The following is a 13,897-nucleotide window of genomic DNA, read 5'->3' as shown; positions in this document are numbered from 1 at the left end:
GGAGCATGCTTGCCACCATCATCCACGGGGAACGCGACGTCCGTCTCGAAGAGGTCCCTGACCCCGTGCTGTCGACCGGGGGCGACGCCATCGTGCGCGTCGTCGCCGCGTGCGTCTGCGGGTCCGACCTCTGGCCCTACCGCGGCGTGACACCCACCGAGAAGCCCCACCGGATCGGCCACGAGTTCGTCGGCGTCGTGGAGGAGGTCGGGCCGGAGGTCCGCACCATCCGGCCCGGCGACTTCGTGATCGCCCCGTTCTACGACTGCGACATGACGTGCGTGAACTGCCGCAACGGCGTGAGCACCTCGTGCCTGCACGGCGGCTGGTGGGGCGCCTCCGACCGGATGGGCGGCTTCGCCGACGGCGGCCAGGGCGAGCGCGTGCGCGTCCCGCACGCCGACGGCTCGCTCGTCGCGACGCCCGAGTACCCGCGCGAGGAGCTCATCCCGAGCCTGCTGACGCTCGCGGACGTGATGGGCACCGGTCACCACGCCGCCGTCTCGGCCGGCGTGCGCGAGGGCAGCACGGTCGTCGTCGTCGGCGACGGAGCGGTCGGCCTCTGCGCCGTGCTGGCCTCCGCGCGCCTGGGCGCGTCCCGGATCGTCGCGATGTCCCGGCACGAGCCGCGCCAGGAGCTGGCCCGACGGTTCGGCGCGACCGACATCGTCGCCGAGCGCGGGGATGCGGGCGTCGCCGCCATCAAGGAGCTCTTCGACGGGATCGGCGCCGACTGCGTGCTCGAGGCCGTCGGCACCAAGGAGTCGATGGACCAGGCGATCCGCTCGGCCCGTCCGGGCGGGATGGTCGGCTACGTGGGCGTCCCGAACGGCGGCCCCGAGCTCCCGGTCCGCCCGCTCTTCCAGAGCAACATCGGCGTCAACGGCGGGGTCGCCCCGGTGCGCAACTACGTCGAGGAGCTGCTGCAGGACGTCTGGTCCGGCGCGATCGAGCCTGGTCTGGTGTTCGACCTGGAGCTGCCGCTCTCCGACATCGCCGAGGCGTACGCCGCGATGGACGAGCGCCGCGCCATCAAGACGCTCGTCCGCCCGTAACGCCGCGAACGCCCTCATCTGGTGCGGATGAGGGCGTTCGGCGTGCCCTTGGGGGCTCGGGAGGCGCGCTGTGCGCCGTGTGGCGAGTGTTACGCGTCCACGACGACGACCTCGCCGAGCGGCTGGCGCGTGCGCGGGGCGAGCTCGCGCTCGCGCAGCGGCTCCGGCAGCGCGTCCACGTCGCCCAGGGTGCCGAGCGCGATCACCGAGACCGGCGCGAAACGGTCCTCGATGTCGAACGCGGCGCGCAGTCCCGCGGCGTCGAAGCCGCCCATCTGGTGCGTGTGCAGGCCGTCGTGGTGCGCCTGGACGCTCAGGTGCGCGACCGCCTGGCCGACGTCGTAGCTGGCCCAGCGCCGCTCGTTGCCCTCGGCATCGATGACCTCGGCGACGGCGACGATCAGCACGCTCGCCGCGCCCGCCCAGGTCTGGTTGAAGCCCATCAGCTCGCCGACGATCGCGTCGAACGCCGCGCTGCCGCGACGCGCGACGATGAACCGCCACGGCTGGGAGTTGTTGGCGGAGGGCGACCAGCGTGCGGCCTCGAGGGCGGCGGTCAGCTTGGCCTCGTCGATCGGGGCGACCGGGTCGAAGGCCCGCGGGCTCCAGCGCTCGGCGAGCGCGGGCAGCAGCGGGGCGGACGTGTCGGCGGTGCGCGGGGCGGTGTCGGTGAGCGACATGGGAACTCCTCGAGTGTGGATGGAAAACAGCGTCGAGGCTCCATTGCCCAGCTATATCCATACAAACACATGCACGCGGGGCAGCATTCCCGCTCCCGCTCCCGCCCCGGTGACTGACCCCCTCCGGTACGGCTGCCCGTGCGCGAGCAGGGCGCGAACGTTCCGAACGGGGACAATCGCAGTGGATCAGTCGCTCAGGCGCTCGATCAGCTGACCCTTGGAGAGGTGGGAGACGTTGCGGATTCCGCGCGCGCGGGCGGCGTCGCGGAGGGCCTGGACGGTCATCCGGTCGAGTTCCGGGTCGTGCGGGGTCGACGTGGCGGCGGAGCCGGCGAACTCGGCCGCGGTGTCCGCGTCCTCGTCGGTGACGGTCGGCAGCGGGGGAGTGAGGTCGATCCCGGGCGCGGGAGCGTCCGCCGTCGCCTCGGTGGGCGCGTCCTGCGCCGGCCCCGGCATCCGCTCCGCCAGCCGCTCGCGCAGCTTGTTCGCCCGCTTCCTGGCGTCCTTGTCGAGCGCTGCCGCGGCCGCCACGGCCTCCTCGATCGCCTTCTCGGCGCGCTTGTAGGCCTTCTTCGCGGCCTTCTCGAGCTTCTTCCGCTTGCCCATCGGACCTCCCTCTCGCCGGTCTGCCCAGCACGTTCCCACTCCGCGCGTCCGCCTTCAACACCTGCGGCCTTGCGGACCGCGCCCGTCGTGCAGCATTCTTGCTGGCGGAAGAGAGGTCGCCATGCCAGCAGAAGACCTGCCCGCCCCGGTCGCCGCCTTCATCGACGCGACGAACGCGGGCGACAGCGCCGCGTTCGTCGCCGCGTTCACCCCGGACGCCGAGCTGGATGACTGGGGTCGCGTCGTCCACGGTTCCGAGGGTGTCGCGTCGTGGAACGAGACGGACAACATCGGCGTGCGCTCGCACTTCGACCTCGTGGACTGGCACCGCGAGGGGGACGAGGTCGTCGCCGAGCTGCGCGTGAGCGGCGACGGCTTCAACGGCACCGGGCCGATGCGGTTCACGATCCGGGACGGCCGGATCGCGCGGCTCGTGATCGCCCCCACGCCGGGGCACTGACCGACAGGACGGGCCTACGGCGCGAGGTCCTTGTACTGCTCCAGCGCGCCGTCGAGCACGGGCACCTGGAGCGTGAGCGTCTCCGTCCCGGTGTCGAAGGTGACATCCGCGAGCGAGCCCGGCTTGGCGCCGAGATCCTCGAACTGCACGGTCTGGCCACCTCCCGAGTCCGAGCTGCCGATCTGGACCACCTCCGACGGCTTCAGCGTGACCGACTCCTTCCCGGCGGACGTGCTGATGTCGACGTTCTCGGTGGTGTCGCCGTTGTTCACCAGGCTCGCGACCAGGTTGGTCGGCGTCCCGCTCTGCAGCGTCAGCAGCACCGCGTTCCCGACGAACACCTGCCCGACGGCGCCGCTGACGCCGTCGCTGGTCTCCTGGATGTCCTTGGTGTCCTGGGGTGCGAACAGGTCGCACCCGGTGAGCAGGGCGAGCACCGCCGCTCCCATCAGCGCTGCCGTCGCACGACGACGGACGGTCCCGGAGATCATGCCGTCTCCCCCCTCGGTGGCGCACCCAGCTGCACGTTCACGGCGCCAGCATAGACCCGGCCCGCGGGGTGCGACAGGACCGCGATTCCCGTCACCGGTGTGTGAACGCATTGTGACGCGGATGTAAAACTTCGTCATTCTCGCCGGCCGCCCCGAACCCTCCGTCCGGGGTACAAACCGGCCGGAGCCGCGCGCCGGGACACGCCGTGCGCGCGCTCTCACGAATCGGCCGCTCATCAGGTCTTCGAGACCTCTCATGAGGGCTCTCGCAGCGTGTCCGCATGTCGACGGACACGGGTACGGAAAGCAGATCGCGCCCGCGCTGTCCAGCCCGTTCCACCCCCTCTTGCGGGGCAGAAACGCGGTCGCGTAGAACTGGGTCCACCCGAACCAGACCAGGTCCCCGACGCTGTGGATGCCACCCCTCACCCCCTGCGAGGTCCCGTCCGTGTTCATCTTCCTGTTGCAGCTCCGGCACATGCTCGGCGGGCACCCGGAGTTCTACCTCTTCGCCATCTACTCCGCCCTGATCTGGGTCATCTGGATCGTCAAGGTCCTGATGTCCCGCCGCTACCGCCCGTACACCGGCGAGTTCCACGGCACCACGAGCGTCGTCGTCCCCGTCGTCGACGAGCCGCTCGACCTGTTCCGGGACGTGCTCGGCCGCATGGTCGAGCAGAAGCCGGGCGAGATCATCGTCGTGATCAACGGCGCCCCGAACCCCGAGCTCGCCGAGGTGTGCGAGGAGTTCGCGCCGCTGGTGCGCTGGGTGCACACGCCCATCCCCGGCAAGCGCAACGCCGTGATGATCGGCACCAGGATGTCCACCGGCGAGATCACGGTGCTGGTCGACTCCGACACGGTCTGGACGCAGAACACGCTGAGCGAGCTGGTGAAGCCGTTCGCCGACCAGCGCGTCGGCGGCGTCACCACCAAGCAGCGCATCCTGGAGCCGACCCGCAGCTGGATCACCCGCTGGGCCGACTGGCTGGAGAACTCGCGGGCGCTCTACTCGATGCCGGCGCAGAGCGTGGTCGGGCAGATCGGCTGCCTCCCTGGACGCACGATCGCGTTCCGCCGCTCGATCCTGATGCGGGTCATGGAGAAGTTCATGACCGAGCGCTTCCTCGGCGTCTTCCTGGAGGTCTCCGACGACAGGACCCTCACGAACCTGACGCTCAAGGAGGGCTACCGCACCGTGTACCAGCACACCAGCCTGGTCTACACGGATGCGCCGCTGAAGGTGAAGAAGCTGTTCAAGCAGCAGCTGCGCTGGGCGCGCGGCAGCCAGTACAACACGCTCCGGATGCTGCCGTGGATGCTCGGCCACGCCCCGATCCTGGCGTTCTTCTTCGTGATGGACATCATCCTGCCGTTCCTGCTCGCCGGCGTGCTCGGCGGCTGGGTGTGGCGGTCGATCACCGGCCAGGGCTACAACTTCTACGAGGGCTTCCTGCAGTCCTACGGCGTGCAGGGCGGGATCCTCGCGGTCGTCGCGCTGATGGTCGCCTCCTCGGTGATCAGCATGTCGATCCGGCAGATCCGGCACCTCTCCGAGAAGCCGAGCGACTTCTTCCGGCTGCCGGTGTTCATCATCGTCTCGACGTTCTTCCTCATGCCGATCCGCCTCATCGGGTTCTTCCGGATGGCGCACGCCAGCGGCTGGGGCACCCGCGCCGGTGCCTACGCGGGAGGACCGGGCGAGATCAGCTCCGACGACGAGATCGCCGCGCTCGGCAGCGCCGACCAGCCGGATCCGGGCTCGTCGTCCGCCCGGCCAGCCATCGCGGACGAGGTCGGCGGCGTCACCACCAGCACTGCGCTGGCCACGGCGACCGCGACGCTCACCAGAGCGGAGGCGCGGGTCGCGGCGAAGACGGCCGCGGCCGCCGCCCCGGCGAAGAGCAAGAAGACGTCCACGAAGACCCGCCGGCGCCTCAACCCGCTGGCCGCCATCCCCTACCTGATCGGAATCGCGATCCTGACCCTGGAGGCTCTGTTCCTTGTCTAGCCCCACTCTCAGCAGCAAAGCCGCGGCCTGGTGGTCGCACTCCACCTCGCGCGCCCGGGCGACGACGGTCGCCTTCCTGGCGCTCGCCAGCGTGCTCATCGCCATCTCCACCTACGTGTGGGTGTCGCCGACCGGCGCTCCGATCCGCAACGCGGTCACGCAGGCGGCCGAGGCCGTCTCGCCGTTCGCGGAGCAGAACGCCGAGCTCCGCCGCAACCTCGAGCGGGCCACCCAGACCGTCGCCTCGCAGAAGGGCAAGATGACGGCGATGCAGAAAGAGGCGCTCGCCGCGCAGGCTGCCGCGGCCAAGCAGCTCGCCATCGCGAAGCAGAAGGCGTCCGCCGCGCAGAGCGAGCTCGCCTCGGTCAAGGCGCAGCTCGCGTCCGCGAAGGCGGGCCTCGGCTCCGGCTCGCACGGCTCGACCGCCTCCGGCGCCTCGGCGTCCGGCCAGAACGGCTCGGGATCCGGTTCCGGGTCGGGAGGCAACGGCGGCGGCAGCCCCGCTGCCCCGATCACCGCGCCGTCGCGCGCATCCCTCGTGCAGCCGTCCAGCCGCTACTACGGGATGTACACCGAGCAGGCGCCGTTCAACTGGGCCACGTTCGACGCGACGAGCGCGAAGGTCGGCGTCTCGCCCAACCTCGTCGGCTACTTCAGCGGCTGGGACGAGAGCTTCCGGGCCAACGCGGTCACCCGCGCCTGGCAGCAGGGCCGCCTGCCGATGATGACGTGGGAGTCGCGCCCGATCGACGCGGGCAATGACACGGTGGAGGCGCCGGAGTACGCGCTCCCGAAGATCATCGGCGGCGACTTCGACAGCTACCTGCACCAGTACGCCAAGGACATCGTGGCGACCGGCCTGCCACTGGCGATCCGGCTCGACCACGAGATGAACAGCGCCTGGTACCCGTGGTCCGAGACCGACGCGAAGGGCGGCTCCATCAACGGGAACAACGTGGGCGACTACGTGAAGATGTGGCGGCACGTGCACGACATCTTCCAGCAGGAAGGCGCGAACGACCTGGTGATCTGGGTGTGGGCGCCGAACATCGTGAACAACCTGCCTGCGACGCACAAGGTGGACGGGTACCTCGAGAACCTCTACCCCGGAGACGAATACGTCGACTGGGTCGGCCTCTCCGGGTACCTCCGCCCGCCGTACAAGTCGGACAACGACTTCAGCTTCGACTACACCTACGGTCCGACTCTCACCAAGCTGCGGAGCATCGCGCAGAAGCCCATCCTCCTCGCAGAGGTCGGTGCGTCGGAGACCGGCGGCCACAAGGCCGCCTGGATCACGTCCTTCTTCGACGGTCTCGCGAAACCGGAGAACTCCGACATCATCGGTTTCTCCTGGTTCAACCTCGCCGTCACCAGCTACGTCGAAGGCGTCCGCGCCACCAACGACTGGCGCATCGACTCCCGCGCCGACACCCTCTCGGCGTTCATCTCGGGCCTGACCAGACCCGAAGACGACTTCACCCTCACCCCGGCCGACTGACCAGGCCACAGAGAAAGGACCGGACATGACGACCACCAAGAAGGCCCAGAAGGACCAGCCGGCCCCGCGCATCAGCGTGATCGGCACCGGCTACCTCGGCGCGACGCACGCCGCCGCGATGGCCGAACTCGGCTTCGATGTCATCGGCGTCGACACCGACCCGCGCAAGGTCGAGGAGCTGGGGGAGGGGCGCGCCCCGTTCTTCGAGCCGGGCCTCCCCGAGCTCATCCGCACGAACGTCGCCGCCGGCCGGCTGACGTTCACGACCGACATCGCCGAGGCGGTCGCCGTCTCGGACGTGCACTTCATCTGCGTCGGGACGCCGCAGCAGTCCGGGTCGTTCGCCGCCAACCTCTCCTACGTGGAGGCGGCGGCGCGCGGGATCGCGGAGAACCTGACGCACGACGCCCTCATCGTCGGCAAGTCCACGGTCCCGGTCGGGACCGCGGCCCGGCTGCGCGCGATCGTCGCGGACGCCGCGCCGGCGGGTGTCCAGGCCGAGCTGGTCTGGAACCCGGAGTTCCTGCGCGAGGGCAAGGCCGTCGAGGACACGCTCGCCCCGGACCGCCTGGTCTTCGGCGGCGCGTCGCCCCGCGCCGAGGCGCTGCTGCGCCGGGTGTACGCCAAGCCGATCGCGGACGGCTCGCCGGTGATCGCCGCCGACCTGCCGACCGCCGAGCTGGTCAAGGTGAGCGCCAACGCCTTCCTCGCCACGAAGATCTCGTTCATCAACGCGATCGCCGAGCTGTGCGACGTCGCGGGAGCCGACGTCTCGCTGCTCGCCGACGCACTCGGGCACGACGCCCGGATCGGCCGCCGCTTCCTGAACGCCGGGCTCGGCTTCGGCGGCGGCTGCCTGCCCAAGGACATCCGGGCGCTCATGCACCGCTCCAACGAGCTGGGCGCGCACGCCGCGGTCGGGCTGCTGCAGCAGGTCGACGAGATCAACATGGGTCGCAGGCAGCGGGTCATCGACCTCGCGCTGGAATCCCTCGGCGGCTCGGTCCTGAACCGCAGGATCGGGGTGCTCGGCGCCGCGTTCAAGCCGCACACCGACGACGTCCGCGACTCGCCTGCGCTCAACGTGGCCGCCGCCCTGCACCTGCGCGGCGCGCAGGTGGTCGTCTACGACCCCGAGGCGCGGGCGACCGCGCAGCGGCTGTTCCCGACCCTCGGCTATGCGGACTCGCTGCGCGAGGCCATCGAGGACGCCGACCTCACGGTGGTGCTCACCGAGTGGGACGAGTTCACCTCCGCCGACCCGTCCGAGCTGCGCGCGCTCGTGCGCGGCCGCACCGTGATCGACGCCCGCAACTGCCTCGACGCGCGCGCCTGGACCGCCGCCGGCTGGACCGTGCGCGGCATGGGCAGGGTCCCCGAGGGCGGCCCGCTTGCCGACGACCTCGCCGAGCTCGCCACCGTCCGCTGACTCGAACGATCCGAACACCGGAGGAGAACCGACATGACCAGCTATGTGACCAAGGCCGTGATCCCCGCGGCGGGACTGGGCACGCGCTTCCTGCCCGCGACCAAGGCCATGCCCAAGGAGATGCTGCCCGTGGTGGACAAGCCCGCCATCCAGTACGTCGTGGAGGAGGCCGTCTCCAGCGGACTGCACGACGTGCTGATGGTGACCGGCCGCAACAAGAACGCCCTCGAGAACCACTTCGACCGCAACGCCGAGCTGGAGGACACGCTCGCCAGGAAGGGCGACACCGACCGGCTGCTCAAGGTCAGCTACTCGACCTCGCTGGCCGACCTGCACTACGTGCGGCAGGGCGACCCGAAGGGCCTCGGCCACGCCGTCCTCCGCGCCAAGATGCACGTCGGACGCGAGCCGTTCGCGGTGCTGCTCGGCGACGACATCATCGACGCCCGCGACCCGCTGCTGAGCAGGATGCTGCACGTGCAGCAGACGCTGAACACGACGGTCGTCGCGCTCATGGAGGTGCCGCCGGAGTCCATCCACCTCTACGGTGCGGCCGCGGTGGTCGAGACCGACGAGGACGACGTCGTGCGCATCACCGGGCTCGTGGAGAAGCCGAGCAGGGAGAACGCGCCGTCGAACTACGCCGTGATCGGCCGCTCCGTGCTGCGCCCGGAGATCTTCGACATCCTGGAGAAGACGCCTCCCGGCAAGGGCGGCGAGATCCAGCTGACGGATGCGCTGGAGGGCCTCGCCTCGGCTCCCGCGTGGACGGGCGGCGTGCACGGCGTCGTCTTCCGCGGCCGGCGCTACGACACCGGCGACCGGCTCGACTACCTGAAGGCGATCGTGCAGCTCGCCGTCGCGCGCGACGACCTCGGACCGGACCTGCTGCCGTGGCTGCGCGAGTTCGCTGCGAACGCCGGTCCCGCCGACACCGGGTCGATCCCCGCGCTGCCGCCCGTCCCGCTCAGCACCGCCGCGCGCGAACTGCTGCAGATCGCCGGAGCCTGATCCCAGGGACCTCCATTTGCGCAAAATCGTCGTTCGGATGCGCCCGAAGCCACGATGTGTGCCAAATGTTCCGCCGGGCGGCTCGGTCAGTCCAGGCCGAGCCGCTTGAGCGTGTGCTTCTCGCTGTGGCCCTCGTCCGCCTCCACCTCGTCGATCGCGACGGGGATGTTCGGCCCGACCGCCAGCCACACGAAACCGTCCCGGTGCACGAGCGGGACGAGGTCCGTCGTTCCGTCGCGCAGCAGCGTCCTGATGCGTTTCAGCAGCGCGTAGCCTTCGCTCGGCTTGGTCACGTACGTCTTCCTGCGGTAGTGGATGACGTGCGCGATGGTCTTGGCGCTCAGCCCGCTGATCTCGGCGGGCGGGAGCGGGTCGACGGAGGTCTCGGTCATGGCACGAACGGTACGCCGACACCGACCGGTTGGGCAGGGCCGGGCGGCGCCGCGACCGGGCGGCCCGCGGATCGGCTAGGTTCGGCGGATGGACTCCGTCGACCCCGCGCTGCTGGACCGCCTCGCCGACCGCGGCTGGCCCGCCCTGGAGCGCGCGCCCCTCGACGGCTGGACGCTCCGGGCCGCGGGCGGCGTGACCAACCGCGCGAACTCGGTCCTGACGGCGGGTCCCGTGCCCGCGCTCGCTCCGGCGGTGGAGGCCGCGGAGGCCTGGTACGCCGCGCGCGGGCTCCCGTGCGTGTTCCAGGTGAGCCCCGCGAGCCCGGCGGAGCTGCCTGCGCTGCTGCGTGGACGCGGCTACCGCGAGCACTCGGAGACCGCCGTCCTGGTGGCGCCGTCCGTGGAGCGGGTCGCGTCCGGCGCGCCCTCCGCCTCCGTCTCCGTCGCGGACACCCCTGGCGCCGGCTGGCTCGACGCGTGGTGGAGCGTGGACGGCCGGGGCGGCGAGGCGGAGCGAGGGATCGTCCGCCGCATCCTGGCCGGCGGGCCCGCCCTGTACGCGTGGGTGGGAGCCGACGACACGCCGCAGGCCGTCGCCCGGCTCGCCCTGGTCGACGGCTGGGGCGGACTGTACGCGGTGGCGACCCGTCCAGAGGCCCGCCGCCGGGGCCACGCCCGCGCGCTCGCGTCAGCGCTCGCCGCGGAGGCCTGCGCCCGCGGCGTCGACCGGCTGTGGCTGCAGGTGCTCGCGGACAACGCGCCCGCGATCGGCCTGTACGCCTCGCTGGGCTTCGAGCCGGCCTCGCGCTACGCGTACTGGACCCGCGGTTAAACCACGATGCCGGGCGATATGGATACTAGGGATCTCCATACTGCCCGGCATACGTTTCGGGGTTATCGCCGATGGATTATTCGGGTTCCCCCGACGACTCCCCCAGACTATCGGACGAGTCGGCCAAATGGAGGACATATTTGTACCCCGGTTACCCCCAGAACGGGGGTCATCGGCGTCAGGCGCCGAGTTCGCGCACGAGCGCGGCGACGAAGTCGTCGATGTCCTGCTCCGTGGTGTCGAACGAGCACATCCAGCGCACCTCGTTGCGGGCGGCATCCCAGTCGTAGAACCGGAAGTGCTCGCGCAGCCGGTCGGCGACGCCGGCGGGCAGGGTCGCGAACACGCCGTTCGACTCGGTCGCCTGGCTGAAGCCGACGCCCTGGATGCTGCCGTCGGCGACGCCCTTCTCCAGCGCCTCGCGCAGCCGGGTGGCCATCGCGTTGGCGTGCGCGGCGGAGCGCAGGTAGAGGTCGTCGGTGAGCAGCGCGATCAGCTGCGCCGAGATGAACCGCATCTTCGAGCCGAGCTGCATGTTCAGCTTGCGCAGATAGACCATGCCCTCCGACGCGGCCGGGTTCAGGACGACGACGGCCTCGCCGAACAGCATCCCGTTCTTGGTGCCGCCGAAACTCAGGACGTCGACGCCCGCGTCGGTGGTGAACGCGCGCAGTGGGACGCCGAGCGTGGCGGCCGCGTTCGAGATGCGGGCGCCGTCCATGTGCAGCTTCATGCCGCGCGCGTGCACGTGCTCCGCGATCGCGCGGACCTCCTCGACCGTGTACGCGGTGCCGAGCTCGGTGGTCTGGGTGATGGACACCACGAGCGGCTGGGCGCGGTGCTCGTCGCCCCAGCCCCAGGCCTCCCTGTCGATCAGCTCGGGGGTGAGCTTGCCGTCCGGCGTCTCGACCGGGAGGAGCTTGAGCCCGCCCACCTTCTCGGGCGCGCCCGCCTCGTCGGTATTGATGTGCGCCGTCTTCGCGCAGATCACCGCGCCCCAGCGCGGGACCATCGACTGCAGGCCGGTCACGTTCGCGCCGGTGCCGTTGAAGACCGGGAAGACCTGGACGCCCTCGCCGAAGTGCTCGGCGAAGACCTCGTGCAGCCGCTCGGTGTAGACGTCCTCGCCGTAGGAGATCTGGTGCCCGAGGTTCGCCGCGGCGATCGCGTCGAGGATCTCCGGATGCACGCCGGCGTAGTTGTCGGAGGCGAAGCCGCGAAGGTTCAGGTCGTGGAGTTGAAGCGTCACCCGTCCATCCTAGATTCGCCCGTGAGCGGGATCCGACGCCCGTTGATCGCCTCCGGCTCCTCGTCCCACAGCCGCACGACCTCGTCGCCGAGCGCCGCCTCCAGCCCGGCCAGGGTCTTCACGACGAAGACCGTCGCGGCCGACTGCGGGGCGTCCTTGCGGAAGCCGTGCGCGACGGCGCGTGTCCACGCGTCGGCGGCCGCCTTGGCGGCGGCGTAGTTCGCCCCGCCTGCGTACGGCGCGTCGACGGCGGTGGACGAGACGATCGCGAGCCGGCCGGCGGGGGAGGCGACCAGGTCGTCGTAGAAGACGCGCGTGGTGTTCCGCAGCGTGCGGAAGGCGCGCTCCAGGAACTCCCAGTCCTCGTCGCTCTGGCCGGCGAGCCCGCCGCCGCCGCGCCAGCCGCCGACCAGGTGCACCAGGCCGTCGACGCGCCCGAACATGAGGTGGATGCGCATGGCGAGCTCGGCGACGGCGTCCCGGTCCGCGAGGTCGCAGACCCGGGTGTCGACGCCGGGGACCGCCTGCGCCAGCAGGTCGAGCGCCTCCTGCCGCGTCCCGACCGCGAGCACCGTGGCGCCCGCGGCGACCAGCGCGCGCGAGACGGCCTCGCCCGACGCGCTCGTGGCGCCGGCGACCAGCACGAGCCGGCCGTCGGCGCCGCGAGCGGCGGATTCGGTCACGCGGCGTCCGTCGTGCCGGTGATCCCGGCCGTCGACTCGATGACGCCCGCCATCTTCTTGTTCAGCGCCTCGTAGAACATCGACAGCGGGAACTCGTCGTCCAGCACCTGGTCGGTGTAGCCCTTCGGTGCACCGGCGAGCACCTCGTCGGAGAGGCCGCGCGCCCAGTTGGACGCGGGGTTCGGCGTCAGGGTCTGCGTCAGCATCTCGTACGCGGCCAGCCAGTGCGCGACCTTCGGCCGGTCGATCGAGCGCCAGTACAGCTCGTTGATCTGGTCGCTGAGCGCGACGACGACGTCCGGAACGGCCTCCCAGTCGATGGTGAGCTGGGTGTCCGTCCAGTGCAGAACGTCGTGCTGGTGCAGCCACGCGAACAGCAGCTGGCCGCCGAGCCCGTCGTAGTTGCGCACCCGGCTGCCGGTGATCGCGAACCGGAAGATCCGGTCGAAGATCACCGCGTACTGCACGAGCTTGGCGTGGTCGAGGATCTGCCGCTGGGCCGCGGACAGCTCCGCGGCGGGCAGCGCGGACAGCTCGCGCTCCTGCCGCACCGACTCGCGGAACGCGGTCAGGTCGCAGCGCAGCTCCTCCAGCGAGTAGAGGAAGAACGGCATCCGCTGCTTGATCATGAACGGGTCGAACGGCAGGTCGCCGCGCATGTGGCTGCGGTCGTGGATGAGGTCCCACATCACGAAGGTCTCCTCCGTGAGCTGCTGGTCCTCCAGCATGCGGGCCGCGTCCTCCGGCAGCTCCAGCTTGGTGATCTCCGCCGCGGCGCGGACCACGCGGCGGTAGCGCGCGGCCTCGCGGTCCTGGAAGATCGCGCCCCAGGTGAACTGCGGGATCTCGCGCATGGCGACGGTCTCCGGGAACAGCACGGCCGAGTTGGTGTCGTAGCCGGGGGTGAAGTCCACGAAGCGCAGCGGGACGAACAGCTTGTTGCCGTAGTCGCCCGCCTCCAGCGCACCGATGAACTCCGGCCAGATGACCTCGACCAGCACGGCCTCGACGAACCGGTTCGTCGAGCCGTTCTGCGTGTACATCGGGAACACGACCAGGTGGCCGAGCCCGTCCACGCGGTGCTGCTGCGGCTGGAACTCGTTGAGCGAGTCGAGGAAGTCGGGCACGCCGAAGCCCTCGTCCGACCAGCGGGCGAAGTCGCGTTGCAGCGCGGCGAGGTAGCCGGCGTCGTGCGGGAAGTGCGGGGCGAGCTCGCCGATCGCGTCGATGATCGCGCGGGTGTGCTCCGCGGCGGCGGGGCGGTCGGACTCGTGCTCGACGGAGCCGTCCTTCACCTGCAGGCCCTGGAGCGCGACGGCGGCCTCCTTGAGCCGCAGCCACGCGGGATGCGTCGCCAGCTCGCGAACGGGGCGGGCGTCCTCGACGACCTCGGGCTCCCCGACAATCGCGTCCTTGCTGAACTGCTGGACGAACTGAGACATGACGAACCTCCCGTCGTTGGGTCGGCCGCGCGGGTCGCGGCGGAACGATGGGCGC

At 70.9% G+C, this 13,897-nt stretch carries 14 protein-coding genes; 7 read left to right on the top strand and 7 right to left on the bottom strand.

Annotated elements, in window-relative coordinates:
- The first annotated feature begins 5 nt into the window (after positions 1 to 5).
- Positions 6 to 1,055 (top strand): zinc-dependent alcohol dehydrogenase family protein, encoded by a 1,050-nt coding sequence (locus ACTHMF_RS10640; RefSeq protein ID WP_314148429.1) that lies wholly within the window; start codon positions 6 to 8, stop codon positions 1,053 to 1,055.
- 89 nt (positions 1,056 to 1,144) lie between these two features.
- On the opposite strand, the gene ACTHMF_RS10635 is transcribed toward ACTHMF_RS10640, so the two are convergent.
- Together ACTHMF_RS10635 and ACTHMF_RS10630 are read right to left on the bottom strand one after the other, a co-directional pair.
- Entirely contained in the window at positions 1,145 to 1,735 is a 591-nt protein-coding gene (locus ACTHMF_RS10635) for a nitroreductase family protein (RefSeq protein WP_440317434.1), read from the bottom strand.
- Between the two features lie 186 nt (positions 1,736 to 1,921).
- The gene (locus ACTHMF_RS10630) at positions 1,922 to 2,341 is read right to left on the bottom strand and encodes a Rho termination factor N-terminal domain-containing protein (RefSeq protein WP_440317432.1); all 420 of its coding nucleotides are present in this window, start codon (positions 2,339 to 2,341) and stop codon (positions 1,922 to 1,924) included.
- A 121-nt stretch (positions 2,342 to 2,462) separates the two neighbouring features.
- Here ACTHMF_RS10630 and ACTHMF_RS10625 point away from each other — a divergent pair, with 121 nt between their 5' ends.
- On the top strand, positions 2,463 to 2,801 hold the full coding sequence (locus ACTHMF_RS10625; RefSeq protein WP_440317430.1) for a nuclear transport factor 2 family protein: 339 nt from the start codon (positions 2,463 to 2,465) through the stop codon (positions 2,799 to 2,801).
- A 14-nt stretch (positions 2,802 to 2,815) separates the two neighbouring features.
- Here the strand turns inward: ACTHMF_RS10625 and ACTHMF_RS10620 are convergent, their stop codons facing one another.
- A complete protein-coding gene (locus ACTHMF_RS10620; protein WP_440317428.1) occupies positions 2,816 to 3,292 on the bottom strand; it encodes a hypothetical protein in 477 nt (158 codons plus the stop codon).
- 448 nt (positions 3,293 to 3,740) lie between these two features.
- On the opposite strand from ACTHMF_RS10620, the gene ACTHMF_RS10615 reads away from it, so the two are divergent.
- The 4 genes from ACTHMF_RS10615 to galU are packed head-to-tail and all read left to right on the top strand — an operon-like array spanning position 3,741 to position 9,244.
- Complete coding sequence (locus ACTHMF_RS10615) at positions 3,741 to 5,303, top strand: glycosyltransferase family 2 protein (RefSeq protein ID WP_440317454.1); 1,563 nt, start codon at positions 3,741 to 3,743, stop codon at positions 5,301 to 5,303.
- Positions 5,296 to 6,804: a glycoside hydrolase family 26 protein gene (locus tag ACTHMF_RS10610; protein WP_440317427.1), complete on the top strand. Its 1,509-nt coding sequence runs from the start codon at positions 5,296 to 5,298 to the stop codon at positions 6,802 to 6,804. Before ACTHMF_RS10615 ends, ACTHMF_RS10610 begins: the two co-directional genes overlap by 8 nt.
- Before the next feature lie 25 nt (positions 6,805 to 6,829).
- Complete coding sequence (locus ACTHMF_RS10605) at positions 6,830 to 8,233, top strand: UDP-glucose dehydrogenase family protein (RefSeq protein ID WP_440317426.1); 1,404 nt, start codon at positions 6,830 to 6,832, stop codon at positions 8,231 to 8,233.
- Positions 8,234 to 8,266: 33 nt separating this feature from the next.
- Positions 8,267 to 9,244 (top strand): UTP--glucose-1-phosphate uridylyltransferase GalU, encoded by a 978-nt coding sequence (galU, locus tag ACTHMF_RS10600; protein WP_440317424.1) that lies wholly within the window; start codon positions 8,267 to 8,269, stop codon positions 9,242 to 9,244.
- A gap of 86 nt (positions 9,245 to 9,330) precedes the next feature.
- Here galU and ACTHMF_RS10595 read toward each other — a convergent pair whose 3' ends face one another.
- Positions 9,331 to 9,636, bottom strand: coding sequence for a hypothetical protein (locus tag ACTHMF_RS10595; protein WP_440317422.1), 306 nt, complete (start codon positions 9,634 to 9,636; stop codon positions 9,331 to 9,333).
- 88 nt (positions 9,637 to 9,724) lie between these two features.
- On the opposite strand from ACTHMF_RS10595, the gene ACTHMF_RS10590 reads away from it, so the two are divergent.
- The gene (locus ACTHMF_RS10590) at positions 9,725 to 10,468 is read left to right on the top strand and encodes a GNAT family N-acetyltransferase (protein ID WP_440317420.1); all 744 of its coding nucleotides are present in this window, start codon (positions 9,725 to 9,727) and stop codon (positions 10,466 to 10,468) included.
- A 178-nt stretch (positions 10,469 to 10,646) separates the two neighbouring features.
- Here the strand turns inward: ACTHMF_RS10590 and ACTHMF_RS10585 are convergent, their stop codons facing one another.
- Genes ACTHMF_RS10585 through ACTHMF_RS10575 form a run of 3 tightly spaced genes read right to left on the bottom strand, consistent with a single transcriptional unit; the run spans position 10,647 to position 13,842 of the window.
- Positions 10,647 to 11,717 carry a threonine aldolase family protein gene (locus ACTHMF_RS10585; RefSeq protein WP_440317418.1) on the bottom strand — a complete coding sequence of 357 codons (1,071 nt, stop codon included), beginning with the start codon at positions 11,715 to 11,717 and terminating at the stop codon, positions 10,647 to 10,649.
- Positions 11,714 to 12,400 carry an SDR family NAD(P)-dependent oxidoreductase gene (locus ACTHMF_RS10580; RefSeq protein WP_440317416.1) on the bottom strand — a complete coding sequence of 229 codons (687 nt, stop codon included), beginning with the start codon at positions 12,398 to 12,400 and terminating at the stop codon, positions 11,714 to 11,716. Before ACTHMF_RS10580 ends, ACTHMF_RS10585 begins: the two co-directional genes overlap by 4 nt.
- On the bottom strand, positions 12,397 to 13,842 hold the full coding sequence (locus tag ACTHMF_RS10575; protein WP_440317414.1) for a DUF6421 family protein: 1,446 nt from the start codon (positions 13,840 to 13,842) through the stop codon (positions 12,397 to 12,399). Before ACTHMF_RS10575 ends, ACTHMF_RS10580 begins: the two co-directional genes overlap by 4 nt.
- Between the last annotated feature and the right edge of the window lie 55 nt (positions 13,843 to 13,897).

The organism is Leifsonia sp. (genome assembly GCF_051955155.1).
In the GTDB taxonomy this organism is placed as follows: Bacteria; Actinomycetota; Actinomycetes; order Actinomycetales; family Microbacteriaceae; genus Leifsonia.
The sequence above is the reverse complement of the archived record's forward strand: the minus strand, read 5'-3'. Positions and strand labels throughout refer to the sequence as shown.

Excerpts from the sequence above, each read along its gene's own strand:
- ACTHMF_RS10620 (WP_440317428.1), bottom strand. The coding sequence starts at position 3,292 with ATGATCTCCGGGACCGTCCGTCGTCGTGCGACGGCAGCGCTGATGGGA.
- ACTHMF_RS10590 (WP_440317420.1), top strand. The coding sequence starts at position 9,725 with ATGGACTCCGTCGACCCCGCGCTGCTGGACCGCCTCGCCGACCGCGGC.
- ACTHMF_RS10635 (WP_440317434.1), bottom strand. The coding sequence starts at position 1,735 with ATGTCGCTCACCGACACCGCCCCGCGCACCGCCGACACGTCCGCCCCG.
- ACTHMF_RS10595 (WP_440317422.1), bottom strand. The coding sequence starts at position 9,636 with ATGACCGAGACCTCCGTCGACCCGCTCCCGCCCGCCGAGATCAGCGGG.
- ACTHMF_RS10625 (WP_440317430.1), top strand. The coding sequence starts at position 2,463 with ATGCCAGCAGAAGACCTGCCCGCCCCGGTCGCCGCCTTCATCGACGCG.
- ACTHMF_RS10605 (WP_440317426.1), top strand. The coding sequence starts at position 6,830 with ATGACGACCACCAAGAAGGCCCAGAAGGACCAGCCGGCCCCGCGCATC.
- galU (WP_440317424.1), top strand. The coding sequence starts at position 8,267 with ATGACCAGCTATGTGACCAAGGCCGTGATCCCCGCGGCGGGACTGGGC.
- ACTHMF_RS10640 (WP_314148429.1), top strand. The coding sequence starts at position 6 with ATGCTTGCCACCATCATCCACGGGGAACGCGACGTCCGTCTCGAAGAG.
- ACTHMF_RS10575 (WP_440317414.1), bottom strand. The coding sequence starts at position 13,842 with ATGTCTCAGTTCGTCCAGCAGTTCAGCAAGGACGCGATTGTCGGGGAG.
- ACTHMF_RS10630 (WP_440317432.1), bottom strand. The coding sequence starts at position 2,341 with ATGGGCAAGCGGAAGAAGCTCGAGAAGGCCGCGAAGAAGGCCTACAAG.